The organism is Candidatus Omnitrophota bacterium (assembly GCA_028716165.1).
Classification (GTDB): domain Bacteria; phylum Omnitrophota; class Gorgyraeia; order JABMRG01; family JABMRG01; genus JAQUQI01.
The window spans coordinates 141634-157914 of sequence record JAQUQI010000001.1 but is presented as its reverse complement, the minus strand read 5'-3'; the positions used below and the strand labels follow the sequence as shown (position 1 = coordinate 157914).

Annotated in this window: 19 protein-coding genes and 2 pseudogenes; all 21 read left to right on the top strand. The window is 43.4% G+C overall.

The window, feature by feature from the left end:
- Positions 1–74 precede the first annotated feature (74 nt).
- The 21 genes and pseudogenes from PHV77_00805 (at position 75) to metK (ending at position 16272) form a co-directional block, all read left to right on the top strand.
- Positions 75–1127 (top strand): mechanosensitive ion channel family protein, encoded by a 1053-nt coding sequence (locus PHV77_00805; GenBank protein MDD5503839.1) that lies wholly within the window; start codon positions 75–77, stop codon positions 1125–1127.
- Between the two features lie 81 nt (positions 1128–1208).
- Positions 1209–2036 (top strand): methyltransferase domain-containing protein, encoded by an 828-nt coding sequence (locus PHV77_00800; GenBank protein MDD5503838.1) that lies wholly within the window; start codon positions 1209–1211, stop codon positions 2034–2036.
- Positions 2037–2095: 59 nt separating this feature from the next.
- The gene (locus PHV77_00795) at positions 2096–2455 is read left to right on the top strand and encodes a TSUP family transporter (GenBank protein ID MDD5503837.1); all 360 of its coding nucleotides are present in this window, start codon (positions 2096–2098) and stop codon (positions 2453–2455) included.
- Positions 2456–2515: 60 nt separating this feature from the next.
- Positions 2516–3277, top strand: coding sequence for a class I SAM-dependent methyltransferase (locus PHV77_00790; protein MDD5503836.1), 762 nt, complete (start codon positions 2516–2518; stop codon positions 3275–3277).
- A gap of 124 nt (positions 3278–3401) precedes the next feature.
- Complete coding sequence (locus PHV77_00785; protein MDD5503835.1) at positions 3402–5117, top strand: thiamine pyrophosphate-binding protein; 1716 nt, start codon at positions 3402–3404, stop codon at positions 5115–5117.
- Between the two features lie 354 nt (positions 5118–5471).
- On the top strand, positions 5472–6179 hold the full coding sequence (locus PHV77_00780; GenBank protein MDD5503834.1) for an aspartate/glutamate racemase family protein: 708 nt from the start codon (positions 5472–5474) through the stop codon (positions 6177–6179).
- A 24-nt stretch (positions 6180–6203) separates the two neighbouring features.
- A complete protein-coding gene (locus PHV77_00775; protein MDD5503833.1) occupies positions 6204–6839 on the top strand; it encodes a hypothetical protein in 636 nt (211 codons plus the stop codon).
- A 268-nt stretch (positions 6840–7107) separates the two neighbouring features.
- Positions 7108–8001, top strand: a complete 894-nt coding sequence (locus PHV77_00770; protein MDD5503832.1) for a DMT family transporter — start codon at positions 7108–7110, stop codon at positions 7999–8001.
- A gap of 16 nt (positions 8002–8017) precedes the next feature.
- A complete protein-coding gene (locus PHV77_00765) occupies positions 8018–8344 on the top strand; it encodes a hypothetical protein (GenBank protein ID MDD5503831.1) in 327 nt (108 codons plus the stop codon).
- Between the two features lie 18 nt (positions 8345–8362).
- Positions 8363–9409: pseudogene (locus PHV77_00760) on the top strand (bifunctional UDP-4-keto-pentose/UDP-xylose synthase).
- Between the two features lie 689 nt (positions 9410–10098).
- Positions 10099–11430, top strand: coding sequence for an ATP-binding protein (locus PHV77_00755; protein MDD5503830.1), 1332 nt, complete (start codon positions 10099–10101; stop codon positions 11428–11430).
- 25 nt (positions 11431–11455) lie between these two features.
- Positions 11456–11647: a hypothetical protein gene (locus PHV77_00750; protein MDD5503829.1), complete on the top strand. Its 192-nt coding sequence runs from the start codon at positions 11456–11458 to the stop codon at positions 11645–11647.
- 423 nt (positions 11648–12070) lie between these two features.
- The gene (locus PHV77_00745) at positions 12071–12391 is read left to right on the top strand and encodes a DsrE family protein (GenBank protein MDD5503828.1); all 321 of its coding nucleotides are present in this window, start codon (positions 12071–12073) and stop codon (positions 12389–12391) included.
- Position 12392: 1 nt separating this feature from the next.
- Positions 12393–12872: a tRNA (N6-threonylcarbamoyladenosine(37)-N6)-methyltransferase TrmO gene (gene tsaA, locus PHV77_00740; protein MDD5503827.1), complete on the top strand. Its 480-nt coding sequence runs from the start codon at positions 12393–12395 to the stop codon at positions 12870–12872.
- 115 nt (positions 12873–12987) lie between these two features.
- Positions 12988–13458, top strand: a complete 471-nt coding sequence (locus PHV77_00735; GenBank protein MDD5503826.1) for a Fur family transcriptional regulator — start codon at positions 12988–12990, stop codon at positions 13456–13458.
- Between the two features lie 67 nt (positions 13459–13525).
- Positions 13526–13603 (top strand): annotated as a pseudogene (locus PHV77_00730) (DUF5320 domain-containing protein).
- A 54-nt stretch (positions 13604–13657) separates the two neighbouring features.
- A complete protein-coding gene (locus PHV77_00725) occupies positions 13658–14041 on the top strand; it encodes a DUF5320 domain-containing protein (GenBank protein MDD5503825.1) in 384 nt (127 codons plus the stop codon).
- 73 nt (positions 14042–14114) lie between these two features.
- Positions 14115–14513, top strand: a complete 399-nt coding sequence (locus tag PHV77_00720) for a NifB/NifX family molybdenum-iron cluster-binding protein (GenBank protein ID MDD5503824.1) — start codon at positions 14115–14117, stop codon at positions 14511–14513.
- A gap of 14 nt (positions 14514–14527) precedes the next feature.
- Complete coding sequence (locus tag PHV77_00715; GenBank protein ID MDD5503823.1) at positions 14528–14905, top strand: NifB/NifX family molybdenum-iron cluster-binding protein; 378 nt, start codon at positions 14528–14530, stop codon at positions 14903–14905.
- 12 nt (positions 14906–14917) lie between these two features.
- The gene (locus PHV77_00710; GenBank protein ID MDD5503822.1) at positions 14918–15085 is read left to right on the top strand and encodes a 4Fe-4S binding protein; all 168 of its coding nucleotides are present in this window, start codon (positions 14918–14920) and stop codon (positions 15083–15085) included.
- An 8-nt stretch (positions 15086–15093) separates the two neighbouring features.
- The gene (metK, locus tag PHV77_00705; GenBank protein ID MDD5503821.1) at positions 15094–16272 is read left to right on the top strand and encodes a methionine adenosyltransferase; all 1179 of its coding nucleotides are present in this window, start codon (positions 15094–15096) and stop codon (positions 16270–16272) included.
- The last annotated feature ends 9 nt before the right edge of the window (positions 16273–16281 follow it).

The window sequence follows — 16281 nt, the reverse complement described above, 5'->3', positions numbered from 1 at the left end:
AATAATACCTGCGCCGCGGGGGAAACGGCCGGTTTTTTGGGCCAACGCTTATCGTGAAAGAAGGGTGATATATTATGGATTTTGAGTTTCTTTACAGGGTTTTTTTAGGAAATCGTATTATTGATTATCTCGTCAGTTTGTCCGCGCTGGTGCTTGGCCTGCTGGTTGTAAAGGTTTTTGTTTTTATCCTGGCCAGGCGTTTTTCAAAGTCAGCGGTAAAGTCCGCGGCGGCCTTTGACGGCCTGCTGGCAAGGATATTTGAAAGCATCATTGTCCCGGCCTTATTCATTAGCTGTTTTTATATAAGCGTCAAGATGCTTAAAATGCCTGCCGGGCTGGAATCCGCGGCCAACATTATTGAGCTTGGGCTTATTACATTATTTGCCGCCAGGCTTGCCGTAATGCTTCTTGAATATGTCTTAAAGCTCTATTTGTCAAAGAAAGGCGACGATATTACCCTGATGCGCAGCCTTGACGGGATGTTCCATGTTGTCAAATACCTTGTCTGGGCAATAGCGCTGATAATATTTTTGGATAATACCGGGTTTAAGGTTTCCACGATAATCGCCGGCCTGGGCGTTGGAGGCGTTGCCGTGGCCATATCCGCGCAGACCTTGCTCAAGGATTTTTTCAGCTATTTTTCCATAGTCTTTGACAAGCCGTTTAAAATAGGAGACTTCATTATTATCGGTGATTTTATGGGCACGGTGGAATATATAGGCATAAAAACGACGCGCGTGCGCAGTTTGGGCGGAGAACAGCTGATATTCTCAAACACTGACCTTACCGATTCAAGGGTGCGTAATTATAAATTGATGGAAAAAAGGCGCGTTCTTTTCCGTATAGGAGTGACGTATCAGACGCCTCTTGATAAACTGAAACAGGTGCCGGCGATGATAGAGCGCATAATTAAAAAGGTGCCTGATACGGCCTTTGACCGCGCGCATTTTTTTAGTTACGGGGATTTCAGCCTGATATTTGAAACAGTCTATTATGTCCTGGGCCCGGATTACAATAAATACATGGATATACAGCAGGAGATAAATTTTGCCATAAAATCCGAATTTGAAAAAAATGGTATAAAGTTTGCTTTTCCGACGCAGACACTTTACGTTCAAAAGAACTGATAAGATCATGGTTTTCTGGCAGGCCTCATCGGCCTGCCGCGAGTATTTTTATTGATTCCAGACGGCCGGAGGCTGTATCAAATGTATGGGGCAGATAATATCAAAGGCATGAAATTATACCGCTGTCCCGAAAGGATATACGATGAACTGCGCCTTGCGGGCATAGGACTGGAACAGCCCTTAGAGGTGTCTGACCTCTGCCGCTTTGACCAATATCATTATTTTGGAGTTAAGGCTGTTGATGATGCTATAGAACTTCTTGGCATAGGCTCTGGCATGAAGATACTTGACATAGGTTCAGGCATAGGCGGGCCGGCCAGGTATATGGCGCATAAAACAGCCTGTATGGTAACCTGTGTTGAGATGCAGCCTGACCTTCACAGTATCGCCGCCTCTCTTACGCGCAGATGCGGTCTTTCAGAGCAGATAAGGCATGTATGCGCGGATATACTTGATTATGATATGCCAGGCCATGATTTTGATGTGACGGCAGGATGGCTGTCTTTTCTTCATATACCAGACCGCCAGAGATTGTTTCAGAAATGTTTTACGGCGCTGTCTCCGGGCGGCAGGCTTTACGCGGAGGATTTTTATAGAAAAAGCCAGTTTACCCGCGAAGAGGAAAAGATATTATCAGAGGATATCTATTGTAGTTATCTGCCTGCCGCGGATGAATACAAGAGGCAATTGTCGGAGGCTGGATTTCACGCTGTGCGGGTAATTGATATGACAGGGCCGTGGCGTGATTTTGTAAGGCAAAGAATGGAGCACTTTATCGCATCACGGACGGACAATCTTAAGGTTTATGATGAGGACACGGTAAAAGGCCTTGAAGATTTTTATAAGAAAATGTCAATTCTTTTTGAGGGTAATAACCTCGCGGGAGCAAGGATCATTGCCGAAAAGTAAGCGGCCGCCGGCTGTCCATAATATCTGAAGCGGCGTTTCGGGCAAAAGAGAGGCTGTTAATGTTAAGCTTGATACTTTATGTGATAACAGGTTTTTTCGCCGGTATCTCAAGCGGGTTGATAGGCATCGGCGGAGGCATACTGGTCGTGCCCTGCCTTGTCTACATATTTGGTTTTTCACAGCATAGCGCGCAGGGAACTACCCTTATGATGCTCGTTCCGCCCATAGGCATACTTGCGGCAATGGCTTACTATAAACAAGGCCATGTCAATATGCCCGCCGCGGCGCTATTGTGCCTGGGATTTATCGCCGGAGGTTATTTAGGCGCCAGGCTGGCGATCGGTATTCCCGAGGCATTACTTCGCAAGGTTTTCGGCTTGTGCCTTTTGACGGTAGCAGGTTATATGATCATCAAATAAATTACCGCCAATGCTTGCCACAGACTGTTTTTGCAACCGGACAAACAGGAGATTTCAAGAATGAAACAATGGTATGAAGCATTATTTGAAAATTACGCCCGCAAATATGATAGCGAGCCTTTTGTCCAGGGAACTGCGGGTGAATGTGATTTTATTGAAGAAGAGATAGCCCGCGATAAATCCTTAAAGATCATTGATATCGGATGCGGGACCGGCCGCCATACTATTGAGCTTACCAAAAGAGGGTATCATGTGACCGGCATTGACCTTTCCGAGTCACAGCTTGCGGGAGCGCGCAAGAAAGCCAAAGTGGCAGGTTTGACAATCAATTTTAAGAAGCATGACGCGCGCGCCCTTCCGTTTGAGGGCGAATTTGATCTGGCTATCATGCTCTGCGAAGGCGGGTTTTCTCTCATGGAAACGGATGAAATGAATTTCGCTATTCTTAAGAGCGCGGCTAGAGCTTTGAAAGGCCGGGGGAAGTTTATCTTCACAACATTAAACGGATTATTCCCGCTTTTTCATTCGGTCAAGGAATTCTATGAGTTGGCGCAGAAAGAAGGCCAGTCCCAGTGCAAGGACTGCTCCTTTGACCTTATGACTTTTCGTGATCATAACACCGCTGTTTTTGAGGATGATTCCGGCAACAAAAGGGAACTTAAGTGCAATGAGCGTTATTATGTCCCCAGCGAGATTACGTGGCTTTTAAAGACGCTTGGGTTCAAGAAAATTGATATCTTTGGTTCCAGGCTCGGGGCATACTCAAGAAACGATAAGCTGACTACGGATGATTTTGAAATGCTTGTGGTTGCCGTAAAATAGACGGGATAAATTTTTGATAAAAAAAGGTAAGTCCGGAAACGGGTAAGATAGCGCCTGTTTTATTATGAAAAATGGGCTTTATCGCAGAAATATTAAATAGGCGTGTTAGGAAAAGGAGATTTAGATGACAGGGGCGAAGATATTGGTTAAAAGCCTTGAGGATCTCGGGATAAAACATGTTTTTGGTTATACGGGAGCGGCCATACTTCCGGTTATGGATGAATTGGCCAAGAGCTCTATTGAAATTATTGTAAGCTCAAATGAACAGGCCGCGGCATTTTCCGCCGCCGGATACTCCAGGTCAAGTGATACTGTTGGTGTCGCTATAGTTACCTCCGGGCCCGCTATCACGAATACCTTAACCGCTGTGGCAGATTCTTATGCCGATAGCGTTCCTCTGCTCGTTATTGCCGGACAGGTTCCGGAGCATAAAATCGGCACAGATTCATTCCAGCACATTGACGTTTCAGGCGTTTTTGGCCCCACGGCAAAAAAAGTTGTCCTTGTTGACAGCATTGATAATATTGAATCAATCATTAAAGACGCTTACTTTTTGGCGAAGTCAGGTAAGCCGGGCCCTGTTGTGATTGATATCCCCATCAATTTACAGCAGAGCATAAACAAATACCAGGGCGGCAGTCTTGACAGGTTTGAGTCTGTCTATAAAAACGAATGGCATTTATCCGAACGCCAATGCGCGCTTTTCTTCCGCCTGCTCAAGGAGGCAAAGCGCCCCCTGCTTTATTTGGGCGGAGGGCTTAATTCCAAGAAGGGAAGCGAGGCTATACGGCGGTTCAATGCGATTTTTAATATCCCTTCCGTTAATACGCTCATGGCCAAAGGGGTCGTTGATGAAAACGACCTGGCTTCACTGGGGCTTCTGGGGATGTTTGGCACGCCCTATGCCAATATGATCATTCAGAAAAACGATTTCTTTTTAGCGATCGGTGTGCGCTGGGACGACCGCGTCGCGGAAAAAGTCGGTTTCGCGATAGAGGCAAAGATCGCCTATATTGATATAAACCCGCAGAAGGTCTATCAAATAAGAAATGAACGAAATCCCGATTTTTCATTTATAGGCGATGCCGCTTGCGCTTTAAACGACTTAGCCGAATACGCCAAGCGAAAGAATATAACAATTGCTATTGATGATTGGTTTCAATACGCTGTCAGGCTTAAAAAAACATGGCCGCTTAATTACTGCCGTGACGGCAAGCAGATCTATCAAGCGGAGGTACTTGATCTCTTAAGCGGTTTTATAACGGATGATTCAATTATCACAACCGGTGTTGGCAACCATCAGCTTCTGGCTGCCCAGTATTTGAGAATGAGGAAGCCGAAATCTTTTCTTACTCCCGGAAGTTTCGGCACGATGGGATTCGGCATGCCAAGCGCAGTCGGTGCTTATTATGCCAATCCGAACTCGACAGTTATTGTCGTTGACGGCGATGGCAGTTTCAGGATGAATATGGGTGAGATGCACACGATTGGGGCTCTCGGCCTGCCGGTCAAAATCCTTCTTCTAAATAACAAAAGCGACGGTATGGTAAGAAACTTGGAAGATGCCGCGTACGGTAAAAGGCACTCGGCGACAGAAAGAAAGACCGATATTAACTTCGCCCAGCTTGCCAGGCATTGCAACTATAAGTTTGCCCAACGGTTAAACTCCAGAGCGGGCCTGCCCGCGGCGCTTGAATCTTTTATGAAAACAACAGGGCCGTGCTTGCTTGAAGTCATGACGGATATTAATGAGGTTTTATACCCGGTTGTGCGGGCGGGATGTTCTTATAAGGACATGGATTTGGGCCCTTATATCAAACAAGTTCCGCCCGCGCTATAGGCGCGAAATATTATTTCTCAACCGGTTATCAATACAAACAAAAAAACGTCTTGTGGAAATTGCAAACGAGCCTACGGATGAAAAACCCGGCCTTGTCCGCGGATATCGTTCTGGGATTCTTATCGCGGCCGGTAAAATTGGGGATAGTTTCCCCGCCGCGGCATAGCTTAAATTGCCGCCATTTATAATGAGGATAGGGATATGAAGACAGGATGGAAAAAGAATTACGTTTTGATATTATTTTTGACGGTTTTTATGATGGGCCTTTGCCCGGCATCTTATGCCTCGGATTTATCAGGCAAAGATACGCGGAATTTAGATTTACAGGATACAGCCGGCCCGGATAAGCATGAAATGAAAACAATCGGCGTGATTGGCGGCGTAAGCTGGGTGTCATCGGTTGAATATTACCGCTTGATGAACCAGATGGTCATGGACAGGCTCGGAGGTCTGCATTCCGCTAAAATTTTGATGTTTTCCATAGAATTCGGAGAATTTTCAAAACAAGAGCGTTTGGCAGCCAAGGGTGACTGGGCCCCGTTAAGGGCAACTATGATTGATGCCGCTGAAAGGCTCAAACGAGGGGGAGCGGATTTCATAATAATATGTTCTAACACGATGAATTCAACCTCTGATATTATTGAGACAAAGGTCAAAATCCCTGTTTTGCATATTGCCGACGCTGTTAGTAAGGCGGTAGAGGCTTGCGGGATAAAGACTGTCGCGCTTTTGGGGACTAAATATACCATGGAACAGGGTTTCTATCAAAAGCGCCTTGAAAAATACGGCCTTAATGTGGTAATTCCGGAAGCCGGTGAGCGGGATTATATAAATAACGTTATCTTTGACGAATTGTGCGCGGGTAAATTTTATAAAGAATCAAAGGCCGGATACCTTAATATAATAACCCGCCTTATAAAAGAAGAAGGCGTGCAGGGGATCATACTTGGCTGTACCGAAATACCGCTATTAATCAAACAGGAAGATATAAGCGTGCCGATTTTTGATTCAACCGCTATACACGCGCAGGCCGCGGTAGAATACGCTTTAAGCGAAAAATAAAAAATAGACAGCAAGGAGAGTAGAATGTTTCTTAAAATAATTCATGAACTAAAAGAGCACGCGCCGTTTACGCTTTTTGGCGCGTCTACCGGTATAGTTTTAATGCTATTGTTTCGTAATATGCCGCACGAAACAGCGCATAGCCTGTTTTATGTGTTCCATCCGCTTCACATTTGTTTAAGCGCTATCGTGACAGCCGCCTTGTATAAGAGATATCTTGCCGGCGCGAATCGGGGCATAAAGTTGTTCTTAAAGGTTTTGGCTGTCGGCTATATCGGTTCGGTGAGCATCGGGACATTGAGCGATTCGCTGATACCTTTTTGGGGTGAAACATTGCTTCGTATGCCGTACCGTCATGAGCATATCGGCTTTATTGAGAAATGGTGGCTTATCAATCCGCTTGCGGCAGCGGCGATTGTTTTTGCTTATTTTAAACCAATAACAAAGTTTCCACACGCGGGGCATGTGCTTGTCAGCACATGGGCATCGCTTTTTCATATGCTGATGGCCGCGGACCATGGCCACGCTGTGCCGTATCTGGGTATATTTATATTTTTATTCCTGGCGGTATGGCTACCATGCTGTTTTAGCGATATTGTTTTTCCTTTATTGTTTGTCCGGGATAAGAATACCGCTATTAAATGTGGGCATTGTAAATAATACTCTCACCAAAGCGAAAAAGACAAACGGGCAAATATAAATTCTTTTAAGGTTTTTAATGGCAATTGTTTTTTATCGCGAGGCGTTTTAGCGGCCGCATTTGCCCTGATGACTGTTTTTAGTCTCGGGCAGGCGGTTGCGTAAGGCAATAAAGATACATAGAAAAGTTTAGCCATTGAAGGAAAGACCAAGATAAGCCAAAAGACGCTTAAAAAAAGCAGTTATGTAAAAGGCCTGCTATTGCCAGAAAGAGATAACAAGCGGTATGATGAATAGGCGTAATATAGGTATATTATGCGTGGCCATAGGCGCCGTCATGATAAGTTTTTCTTCAGTATTTGTCAGGCTTGCTAATGTGGATCCGACAGCGATAGGTTTTTACAGGATGCTTTTTGGGGGCGTTTTTCTGTTTGCCATCACAAAAGCAATGAAAGGCCGATTATGGCAAGGGTCTAAACATTTTTTACTGGTATTGTCATGCGGGAGTATTTTTAGTATTGACCTTATTTTATGGCATAGAAGCATCTTATATGTAGGCCCCGGGCTGGCAACACTTTTATCCAGTTTGCAGGTGTTTTTTCTGGCGGGTTTTAGTATTTTTCTATTGAAAGAACGTATAACACCAAAACTGGCAGTTGCGGTAAGCGTAGCTATCGCTGGGCTTTTTATGATTTTTGGGGTGGATTGGCATACATTAGGGGATCATCATAAAATTGGGATATTCTTTGGGTTGATTACAGCGATCTGTTATGCCGCGTATCTTCTTATTTTGCGTAAGATAGTGTTTAACGAGGGGGCATTCTCGGTCAATAACTTAGCGACTCTTACTATGATAACGATCACAAATATGTTAATAATGGGGGCTGCAGCTCTTTATTCCGGAGAAAGCTTCGCTATTCCCGATACTCAGAGCCGGCTGGCTCTGTTAGGTTATGGCATTATACCGCAGGTTTTGGCATGGGTATTCATTGCGGTGGGTCTTTCCAGAATATCGCCTATGCAGGTTGGCCTGATCCTGATCTTACAGCCTGTGCTGGCTTTTGTCTGGGATATTATATTTTTTGCCCGCCATACGCCGCCTATAGAGATCTTTGGGGTTATAGCGGTTATCGGCGGGATATACCTTGGGACTGTACAAATCGGCCATTATCACAGGCATTAGATGACTGGGGCGGAATATGAGAAAATTCAAATTAGACAAAATGATAAGGGGATGGTTTGCCGGTGATTTTCCGCGCGCGGTTTACAGGACGAAGGAATTTGAGGCGGCGGTAAAAATTGAAAAGGCCGGTGATTATACGAAGAGGCATTACCATAAAGTTGCTGCCGAAATAACCGTGGTAATTAAGGGCCTAGTGCGCATCAATAACAAAGAGTATGGAAAAGGGGATATAATCGTGGCCGGGCCTAATGAGATGGCCGATTATAAGGTTCTAAGGGACGCGGTTACAGTCATCATAAAAATACCTTCTGTAAAAAATGATAAATATTACGCGAGGGGGTAAAAAGTGCGAAAGAGAAAGAAGATCTTTATTATCGGGGTAAACGGTTTTATAGGTAATGAGCTGGCTGAAAATATCCTGCGCACGAGCGATAACGAAATTTCGGGAATTGATGTGAATTCCTTTAACATAGATAGGCTTTGTGCGTACAAGCGGTTTCATTTTAAGCAGGCGGACATAAGGGTAAAACAGCGATGGGTAGAAAAAGAGGTTTCTGCCAGCGACATAATTATACCTCTCGCGGCATTAGTTACTCCAATAGAATATGTGCGTAGGCCTCTTTCGGTTTTTGAGATTGATTTTGAGGAAAACCTTAAGATTGTGCGGTATTGTGCCAAGTATAAAAAACGGCTTGTTTTTCCTTCAACATCAGAGGTTTATGGCATGTGCAAAGATGATGAATTTGACGAAGACAATTCGGAATTCGTGCTTGGGCCAACCAGGATGCAGCGCTGGATATATTCATGCAGTAAACAACTTTTGGATAGGGTTATTTGGGCCTATGGGAAGCAGGGCAAGCTCAACTTCACGCTTTTCCGGCCGTTTAACTGGATAGGCCCGCGATTAGACGGGTTGGAGTCCGCGCGAAAAAAAAGTTCACGCGTAGTTACTCAACTTATCTTAAGCCTTGTGGAAGGAAAGCCCATTTTGCTCGTTGACGGCGGAAGGCAGAAAAGATGTTTTACCGATATATCTGATGGTATAGCATGTTTGCGCGGGATAATAGAAAACAAGAACAATGTTTGCGCAGGCAAAATATTCAATATCGGCAATCCAGATAATGAGTTCACCATCAAAGAACTGGCTCAAATGCTCGTTAAAAAATTCAAATCTCATCCTTTGCGCGATATGTTCCCTAAGTTTGCCGGCCTGAAGTATGTAGTAGGCGGCACATTTTATGGAGAAGGGTATCAAGACGTTTTGCACAGAAAACCCTGCATCAACAATGCCCGCCGTTTTTTAGGCTGGCAGCCTTCCGTGAAGCTTGCAGTATCTTTGGAAAATACATTGAATTATTTCTTGGAACAAGCGGCAGAAGCTTGCCCTCAAAAACAACGGAAAAAATAGAAAGCTGTATCGCGGAGCGTCTTTACACTGTGACCGAGCTTGCCGCGGCGGTTGAGGGAGAGTAGGCGATAGGGACAAATCCTATAGCCTATGGCCTCGTGTATAGCCTATCGCCTATAGCTTGATTTATTTAGTGTCCCTGGAAGGGAGTGTCGGTTTTGCCCCGTTAGAAATTGATGTTAAGGATTGAGGGGGTATTTCTAATGGGGTGAGCAGGCGATTTAGGGGTATCCTGAAGGCGTCCGGGAGAGCCAAAAAAGGCCTTTTGATGGACATTGATGGACATGTAAATGTCCACCAAATCGAAATGTCTCATAAATAGTGGACATTCCCGGCCGGTGGACATTTAGCCAGCTATCTCTTGTCGCAAAATGTATGCACTATTTGCGACAACCTGTCAGAAAAAGTATATAGTTTTTCTGACAAGAATTGCCTGTATTCTTGATATAAATGCCATAAAATAAAAGGTTTATATTGAAATTTGGAGAAAGAGGGGTGCTGGGACCATGCTAAATGTCCATTACCTTGAAATGTCCACTAAACAGTGGACATTTAATGTTCACTACTTAGTGAACATTAGGGATTTATAGCTCCGCTAAAGAAAAGCATTGACAAAATGCTAATTTTGACGTATATTTTACATTGTAATAGGCAAAATTAGATAATTATGCCGAATAGGAGGAATTCTAATGGAGAAAAAAGAGGTATTCGACATATTAGATAGTTGGAATGAGTGGGCTGGTCAAAAAGATATAGGGCTTATGCGAAATTCCTATATTGATAGATTGGAAGGGCTTATTAAAGGATCCAATCAAGTAATAACTATAACCGGTCCCAGGCGGGCAGGAAAGTCATATATCATGCGCCAAATGGGAAGGCTTCTGGCGGATAAGGGCGTAAAAAAGGAAAACATACTTTTTATCAATTTTGACGATCCCAGATTCTTAACGCTCGATAATAAATTATTGATTCAAATATATGACGTTTATCGAGAGTTCATGTCTCCTACTGATACGCCGTATATTTTTCTTGATGAGATTCAGGAAATCGATGAATGGGAAAAATGGGTGCGTATGATGCATGAGCTTAAAAAAGCTAAAATCATTGTATCTGGATCAAACGCTCATTTGCTTAGCCGTGAACTTGGAACATTATTAACAGGGAGACATATCGATCTTTGTGTTTTTCCTCTTTCGTTTACAGAATACTTAATGTTTTACAATATAGAAATTAAAGCACCGCTTGACGTAGACAGAAAAAAAACTGAAATAATGGGGCATTTCCGAAAATATATGGAGAACGGATCTTTTCCTGAGGTTAGCTTGTCAGATAAAAAAACAGAGGTTTTATTGAATTATTTTGATGACCTTGTATCGAAGGATCTAATAAAAAGATTCCGTGTTAGGAAGACCAAGGCAATGAAGGCGTTAATCAAGTATTATCTGAGCAATGCCGGAAATCTTATGACTTTTACTTCGATTGCAAAACATCTTGACATAACGTCGGATACAATTGATAAATTTTCAAGTTATCTTGAGGATGTTTATCTTATATTTCAACTTAAGAGGTTTTCGTTCAAGGTGAAGGAGCAACAAAAAAGTCCCCGTAAGATTTACGCGATTGATACAGGATTATGTAATTCAGTAGGATTTAGGTTTTCTGATAATATCGGGCGGTTAGCGGAAAATATTGTTTTCATGGCTCTTAAACGAAAACAAATCGTTAATCCGCGCGTTGAATTATTTTACTGGAAAGACGTTCAGCATCATGAGGTTGATTTTGTTATCAAAGACGGATTGAATGTAACGGGTTTGATTCAGGTTTGCTGGAACATGCGAGACGAGAAAACAAAAAAACGTGAACTGCGGAGCCTTCAGAAGGCGATGAAAGAATTGGAAACTGATAAAGCGGTAATCATCACCGAGGACGCGGAAGGCGAAGAGAAACTGAACGGCTTTACCGTGAAGACCATGCCTCTCTGGAAATGGCTTTTGGCTGAAGAAGGTATAGCCGAAACCTAAAAGAACGAATCAGCCGGATTAAAATATGAACTACTGGCGGACATCGGATTATCACTTTACGCGCGCCTTTATCATAAGGTACTACAATCATCCGTTTGACCCGGCCGAGGGGATGAATGAGACCATTATTCGCAAGCATAATGAGCGCGTAAAGCCGGAGGATACTGTCTTTTTTCTCGGTGATTTTATATTTAAAGGGGCAATGAGGGCGGTCTAGAGAGGTCTCGGCAATTTGAAGAGAGGCTGAATGGCAAGTTCATCTTCATTAAGGGTAATCATGACAGGAACAACAGCCTAAATTCTATTATTTTGAAGGTCTATATTCATCCGCCCGATGGAGTAAGGGAGCCTCTCAACAGAGTAATCAGAGATTTTTGTTTTATTCTACTAAAAAATTGCGGGCATAAACCATGGATTGAAGAAAAGGCTAAAGACCAATTTTATGAAATCCTCAAAAAAGAATTATCCGGTTTTTTTACAATTTTGACACTAAGGCCAATAACATAAGATATTAAAATGAAAGAATATAAAAAAAGTTTGCATCCGGACAATGGGATGGCCGATGGCCACCTTATAGACGCACGATGGCGAGCTTCGCTGAGGCACTGGTGGAGGGATAAAAATGAAGGGAGGGGTTTAAGTGAAAATCGGAATAGTTATTTCAAGCAATGACGCTGAAACCTGCTGGAACGCGATCCGTTACGCCAATTTCGCGCTTGGGCAGAAAGATGAGGTCAAAATCTTCTTTATGGGCAAGGGAGTTGAGTATCAGAAGATCAGTACGGATAAATTTAACACCGTTGAGCAGGCGGAAAAATTCATGCAGTCTAGCGGGAAGATTTACGCTTGTGGGAGTTGTATTAAATCTAGAGGGCAAGACGGCTTTGAGATGTGCCCGATCTCTACCATGAAGGATATGTACGACATCGTAAAAGAATCTGATAAGGTAGTGACTTTTTAAGATGAAAAAGTCTATTACAATCAAGCCGATAGGCATCATTAATACACCGTATAAAGAACCCAAAGGCATACCCATTCAGGGTAAGTTCAAGCGGGGAGTTGTTGGTACCATTAGATTGTTTCGTAAATACAAAGCTGGCTTAAAGGATATCGAAGGGTTTTCGCATCTTATTCTGATCTATCATTTTAACCGCTCAAAAGAAGAGAGGCTTACCGGCAGGCCGTTTCTTGAAGATACAGAACACGGAATATTCGCGATACGCAGTCCTCATAGGCCGAACCATATAGGATTTTCGATCGTCAAAATCAAAAGCGTTAAGAGGGACACCATCGTTTTTTCAGAGGTTGACATGTTAGACGGTACCCCGCTTCTGGATGTCAAACCATATGTAAAACACTTCGACAGTCGGGATAAGGTCAAAAGCGGCTGGATTGATAAACACTTCAAGACCGGAAAAATCCCCAAGCGTACTAAACTTTAATAAAAAGTTTTCACGCGCATAAATACGGTATCGTTAAAAAAATGCTTGACAAAAAACACAAAGAAGAATAGACTATTGTAAATGGTAATCATTATCAACTATCAAGGGATATAATATGCCAAGAAGAAATTGTGCTGGTGCGCCATGGTGGCATGGCAAATTTAGAGGGTGTGGTTATAGAATAACGCCCGGCAGGGAAGCTATATTGGCAGTGCTTTCCAAATCAGATAAACATTTAAGCGCGGAAGATATTTATATGGAAGCGCATCCTAAATGTCCCAGCATTGGATTGGCTACGATATATAGGACATTGGAGGTTTTAGCTGGATTAGGCCTGGTTTTTAAGTTCGATTTTGGCGATAAAAGAGCGCGATATGAGTTAGCAGAGGGGCCTAAGGGCAGTCATCACCATCATCATTTGATATGCACGCAATGCAACCGTGTTATCAATTATACCGATTTTATCGATGAGGAGGTTGAGTTGCTTAATCAAACAGAAAAAGGCCTGTCACAAAAATATGATTTTAAGATCACGAATCATTTGATCCAGTTTTACGGTTTGTGCAATACCTGTATTAAGAGGTAGGGAATATATTTTTTCTCAATATATGAGAATGATTATCAATTCCATTAATGGGGGGGGGGTGATGATTATGCCAGGATTTGATGGGACAGGACCCAGGGGAGCAGGGTCGTTTACCGGCAGGGGAATGGGTTTTTGCGTAGCTAAAATAGATTCTGGTGATAAAGAATCCAAAAGTAGTTTAAGAAAGGGGGTGTTTGTTATGCCTAGAGGAGATGGAACTGGACCTATGGGATTAGGACCGATGACAGGAAGAGGGGCTGGTCTCTGTGCGGGTTATCCTATGGCCGGTTATATGAATCCTGTGTCCGGCGGAGGTTATGTTGGCATGGGCAGAGGGTTTTTTGGCCGAGGCGGCGGCAGAGGCCGGAGAAATTGGTTTTACACAACCGGTCTTTCCGGCTGGCAGAGAGCATCTATGGGATTTCCTGCTTTTGGCGGGACGTATCCTTATGCGCCTGAAATGAAACCTAAGCAGGAGGCGGATATCCTAAAAGGTGAAGCTGATTTCTTAAAAAAACAGCTTGAGGATATTCAAGGCCGCATTGAGATGCTTGAGAAAAATCAGGCAGAGAAGAGTGAGTAAACAATCCAGATAGGGTAAAGGGATAGATTTTAATCTCTATTCCTTTATCCTATCCAGTTTAAAAGGAGATATTATGCGTGCAGCCATATCTACAGATGGAGAATTTGTGTCTGCCCATTTTGGTAGATGTCCAACTTTTACCCTTGTTGACATCGAAAATGGCAAAGTAACGAAAAGGACAGGAGTAGCGAATCCCGGACATCAGCCGGGTGCGATTCCGGAGTTTTTGCATAAAAAGGGTGTAAATTGTATTATTGCCGGTGGCATGGGAGCGCGGGCAACGTCACTTTTTGAGGAATACAGCATTAAGACTATCGTAGGGATAAGCGTAAAAATCGACGAAGTAATCGGACAGCTGAAAAAAGGAACGCTGGAAAGCGGCGAGAGTCTTTGCAAGCCCGGAGCGGGTAAGGGGTACGGTTTAGAAAAAGATGAATGTGACCATCCACATAAAGAAGATTGTGACCATTAAGGAGGCGAAAATATATGAGAATATGCGTGACTTCAGAGGGCGGCAGTTTGGATTCTAAGGTAGATCCTCGTTTTGGCAGGTGTCAGCACTTTATTATTATTGATACGGATACTTTAGAATTTGAAGAGATCGAAAATCCTAATATTGAGTCAATGGGCGGCGCGGGTATTCAATCGGCGCAGTTTGTCGCTTCTAAAAAGATTAAAGCTGTGGTAACCGGGAATGTCGGGCCTAACGCTTTTCAGACATTGCAGGCGGCAGGAATAGAGATATTTACCGGAGCCTCGGGTACGGTTAGTGAAGCAGTCGAGAAATATAAAAAAGGAGAATACAAAGCGGTTTCTGGCCCTAGTGTCAGTTCGCATGCCGGAATGCCGGGTAAGAAGAAATAAAGAGGAGCGGTTATGGCTGCGAAAGTAGATAAAAAGAAATGCAATGGTTGCGGCACGTGTAAGGATATTTGTCCTGTTAATGCGATAAAGATAGAAAAAGAAAAAGCCGTAATCAGCGATGATTGCGTTGAGTGTGGAGTTTGTGTGAATCAATGCCCAAATGAAGCGATTTCAATTTAGGAGAATTCATGAATAAACGTAAGTATTTTTTTTCTTCCGAGTCAGTTGGAGAAGGGCATCCGGATAAGTTGTGTGATCAAATATCAGACGGAGTATTGGATGAGGTTTTAAAGCTCGATCGCAATAAACATAGAAGCAGAGTTGCGTGCGAGACGTACGTTACAATGGGGCTTTTAGTTGTTGGCGGAGAAATTACGACATCTACATATATCAATATTCAGAAGCTTGCCCGTGAGATTATCAAAAATATCGGATATACGCATCCTAAATACGGGTTTGATTATGAAACGTGCGCGATTATAAATTCTATTAATAGTCAATCTCCAGATATTGCCCAGGGCGTTGATGCAGGCGGCGCGGGCGATCAGGGAATTATGTTCGGCTACGCTTGCAATGAGACTAAAGAGTTAATGCCGCTTCCGATAACTCTCGCCCATAAATTGGTAAAGCTCATGGCGGATGTGCGTAGAGCCGATACTTTAAAATATTTAGGGCCCGATTGTAAATCACAAGTTACAGTGGAATATCATGATGGCAAGCCTAATCGTGTAGATGCGGTTGTGCTTGCGTGCCAGCATACGGATAAGATTTTAGATAAAACAGGTAAAAATATTACCCCGAAAGCACGTAAAGAGCTTATTGATATTGTGGCTAAGCCGGTTTTAGAGCAGTTTATAGATAAGGATACAAAATATTATGTTAATCAAACGGGTAAGTTTTTAATCGGTGGCCCGCAATCCGATACTGGTATGACCGGAAGAAAGATTGTCGTAGATACCTATGGCGGAAGCATTGCGCATGGCGGAGGGGCATTTTCCGGGAAAGACCCAACAAAAGTTGACCGTTCTGCGGCGTATATGTGTCGTTATATCGCCAAAAATATGGTTGCGGCTGGCTTAGCTGATAAATTTCTTGTCCAGTTGGCTTATGTTATAGGATACGCCGAACCGTTATCTGTATACGTGGAGACTTATGGTACAGGAAAGTTGCCCGATGAGAAATTGGTTAAGCTTATTCGAGAGAATTTTAAGCTTACGCCGAGAGGCATCATTGATTCCCTGAAATTACTACGGCCGATATACAGAAAAACCGCTTGTTATGGCCATTTTGGCCGTAACGATGCGGATTTTAGTTGGGAATTAACGGATAAGGCCGCTGAAATTAAAAGACAAGCAGCACGGTTATAAAAACGCAAG